The 3,341-nt window shown below is 64.5% G+C and carries 2 protein-coding genes and 1 pseudogene; all 3 read right to left on the minus strand.

The window, feature by feature from the left end:
- Nucleotides 1–1,960 (minus strand): 2-oxoglutarate dehydrogenase E1 component (locus tag DYI24_RS23675; protein ID WP_164574062.1); only part of this gene is annotated, 1,960 nt, incomplete at its 3' end.
- A gap of 127 nt (nucleotides 1,961–2,087) precedes the next feature.
- On the minus strand, nucleotides 2,088–2,972 hold the full coding sequence (sucD, locus tag DYI24_RS23680) for a succinate--CoA ligase subunit alpha (RefSeq protein ID WP_012493972.1): 885 nt from the start codon (nucleotides 2,970–2,972) through the stop codon (nucleotides 2,088–2,090).
- A gap of 64 nt (nucleotides 2,973–3,036) precedes the next feature.
- A pseudogene (gene sucC, locus DYI24_RS23685) lies at nucleotides 3,037–3,341 on the minus strand (succinate--CoA ligase subunit beta); the annotation flags it as partial.

Genomic DNA, 3,341 nt, shown 5'->3' on the forward strand with positions numbered 1-3,341 from the left:
GCCGGATGCGATGACCTTCCAGCAGCATGGTGCAGAACGCCAGCGCTTCGCCGGTCGCCCAGTCGAGGCCGTTGCCAGAGTCGATCGCGCGAGCGCGGTTCTCGAGGAAGCGCTGCACGGTGCGGTGCAGGCGGAAGCCCTCCGGCACCTTGGTGATCCTGCGGCCGATCTCCTTCAGGGTCGGAAGATCGACCCCGGTGATGCCACGGCGCGGTTCTTCGTCCTGGTCGGCCGACTTGAAGCCGGCCCACTTGCCGTCGAGCCAGTCGGCCTTGTTCGGGCGATAGCTGGAGGCCGCTTCGAACTCGGCGTCGAGCCGGGCGCGCCAATCGGCCCGCGCCTTCTCGACCTCGCCCTCGGTGATGACGCCATCGGCGATCAGCCGCTTGGAGTAGATTTCCAGCGTCGTCGGGTGACCGGCGATCTTGCGATACATCAGCGGCTGGGTGAACGACGGCTCATCGCCTTCGTTGTGGCCGTGCCGCCGGTAGCAGAACATGTCGATGACGACCGGCTTGTGGAACTTCTGCCGGTACTCGACCGCGATCTTGGCGGCGAACACCACCGCTTCCGGATCGTCGCCGTTCACGTGGAAGATCGGCGCGTCGATCATCTTCGCCACATCCGACGGATACGGCGAGGAGCGCGAATAGCGCGGATAGGTGGTGAAGCCGATCTGGTTGTTGACGATGAAGTGGATCGAACCGCCGGTGCGGTAGCCCTTCAGGTCGGATAGCGCGAAGCACTCGGCGACCACGCCCTGCCCGGCGAACGCGGCGTCGCCGTGCATCAACAGCGGCAGCACCGAGATACGCTCCTCGGGCAGGTCGCCGTGCTGGTCCTGCTTGGCGCGCACCTTGCCGAGCACCACCGGATCGACGATCTCGAGGTGCGACGGGTTGGCGGTCAGCGACAGGTGGACCTTGTTGTGGTCGAACTCACGATCCGACGAGGCGCCGAGGTGATATTTGACGTCGCCCGAGCCTTCGACCTCGTCCGGGTTGGCGGAGCCGCCCTTGAACTCGTGGAACAGCGCCCGGTGGGCCTTGGCCATCACCTGGGTCAGCACGTTGAGGCGGCCGCGATGCGGCATGCCGAGCACGATTTCGCGGACGCCGAGGTTGCCGCCGCGCTTGATGATCTGCTCCAGCGCCGGGATCAGCGCTTCGCCGCCGTCGAGACCGAACCGCTTGGTGCCGGTGAACTTCAGGTCGCAGAACTTCTCGAAGCCTTCGGCCTCGATCAGCTTCATCAGGATCGCGCGGCGGCCCTCGCGGGTGAAGCTGATTTCCTTATCCGGACCTTCGATCCGCTCCTGGATCCACGCCTTCTGCGCACCATTGGAGATGTGCAGAAACTCGATGCCCATGGTCTGGCAGTAGGTGCGCTCGCAGATCGCGACGATCTCGCGCAGCGAGCCGTATTCGAGGCCAAGGACGTGATCGAGGAAGATCTTGCGGTCGAGATCGGCTTCCGTGAAGCCGTAGGAGCGGATGTCCAGCTCCTCGTGATCCTTCGCCGGCGACAGGCCGAGCGGATCGAGCTTGGCGTGGAAATGGCCGCGCATACGGTAGGCGCGGATCAGCATCAGGGCCCGGACCGAGTCCCGGGTGGCCTGCAGCACGTCGGCGGAGGACAGCTCGACGCCGCGGCTCTGGGCCTTGGCCTGGATCTTCTGGCCGACGGCCTTTTCGACCTGATTCCAGTTGCCGTCGAGCGCCGAGGTCAGCTCGTCCCGTGGGGTTAGCGGCCAGTTCGCCTGCTCCCAGGACGGGCCCTCGGCGTTCTTTTGGATATCGCCGGGGGCGTCTTTGAGGCTCTGGAAGAATGCCTGCCAGTCGGCATCGACCGAGGACGGATCGCTTTCATACCGGGAGTAAAGGTCGTCGATATAGGTGGCGTTGGCGCCCTGCAGAAACGAAGATAGGGCGAAAGCGGCATTCGCGTCCTGGCGAGACATGATTGCTTCCTGATTATGAGATCGCGACTTAATCGCGATAAGCTGATCCGGTTACCGGATCAGCAACATAGTGCACCTTTTATCCTATTCTAGGGAAATGTAAGCTCGGAACGACACAAGGTTTGAATTAGGACTTCAACTTTTCGGCAAGCGTTTTGCCAAGCCGCGCCGGCGACGGCGACACCGTAATGCCAGCCGCTTCCATGGCGGCGGTCTTCGAGGCCGCATCGCCCTTGCCGCCCGAAATGATCGCACCGGCGTGGCCCATGCGGCGGCCGGGAGGGGCGGTGACGCCGGCGATGAATCCAACCATCGGCTTCTTGCGGCCGCGCTTGGCCTCGTCGATCAGGAACTGGGCGGCGTCTTCTTCGGCGGAGCCGCCGATCTCGCCGATCATGATGATCGACTCGGTCTTGTCGTCGGCCAGGAACATCTCCAGCACGTCGATGAATTCGGTGCCCTTGACCGGGTCGCCGCCGATGCCGACCGCGGTGGTCTGGCCGAGGCCCTCGGCCGAGGTCTGGAACACCGCCTCATAGGTCAGGGTGCCGGAGCGCGACACGATGCCGACCGAGCCCGGCTTGAAGATGTTGGCCGGCATGATGCCGATCTTGCACTCGCCGGCGGTCATCACGCCCGGGCAGTTCGGCCCGATCAGACGCGACTTCGAACCGTTCAGCGACCGCTTCACCCGCACCATGTCGAGCACCGGGATGCCCTCGGTGATGCAGACGATCAGCGGGATCTCGGCGTCGATCGCCTCGCAGATCGCATCCGCGGCGCCCGGCGGCGGCACGTAGATCACCGATGCGTCCGCCCCGGTCTTGTCGCGCGCCTCACGGACGGTGTCGAACACCGGCAGGCCGAGGTGGGTCGAACCGCCTTTGCCCGGCGAGGTGCCGCCGACCATCTTGGTGCCGTAGGCGATCGCCGCCTCGGAATGGAAGGTGCCGTTCTTGCCGGTGAAGCCCTGGCAGATAACGCGGGTGTTGCTGTCGATCAGAATGGACATGGTCGGTGATGCTTTCGCGGTCGAACGGAATGGTCGGAGGCAGCGGAGAGGCCGAGAAGCGGCCTCAGGCTCCCTTCACGGCGGCGACGATCTTCTGCGCGGCGTCGTCGAGGTTGTCGGCGGGCAGCACGTTGAGGCCGGAATGCTTGATGATCTTCTTGCCGGCTTCGACATTGGTGCCTTCGAGGCGAACCACCAGCGGCACGTCGAGACCGACTTCCTTGACCGCAGCGACCACACCCTCGGCGATCACGTCGCACTTCATGATGCCGCCGAAGATGTTGATCAGGATGCCCTTCACGTTGGGATCGGCGGTGATGATCTTGAACGCCGCCGTCACCTTCTCCTTGCTGGCGCCGCCACCGACGT

The organism is Rhodopseudomonas sp. BR0C11 (assembly GCF_010820945.1).
GTDB lineage: Bacteria > Pseudomonadota > Alphaproteobacteria > Rhizobiales > Xanthobacteraceae > Rhodopseudomonas > Rhodopseudomonas palustris_H.

Bases quoted from the DNA above. Each gene is read 5' to 3' on its own strand.
- sucD (WP_012493972.1), bottom strand. From the start codon at position 2,972: ATGTCCATTCTGATCGACAGCAACACCCGCGTTATCTGCCAGGGCTTC.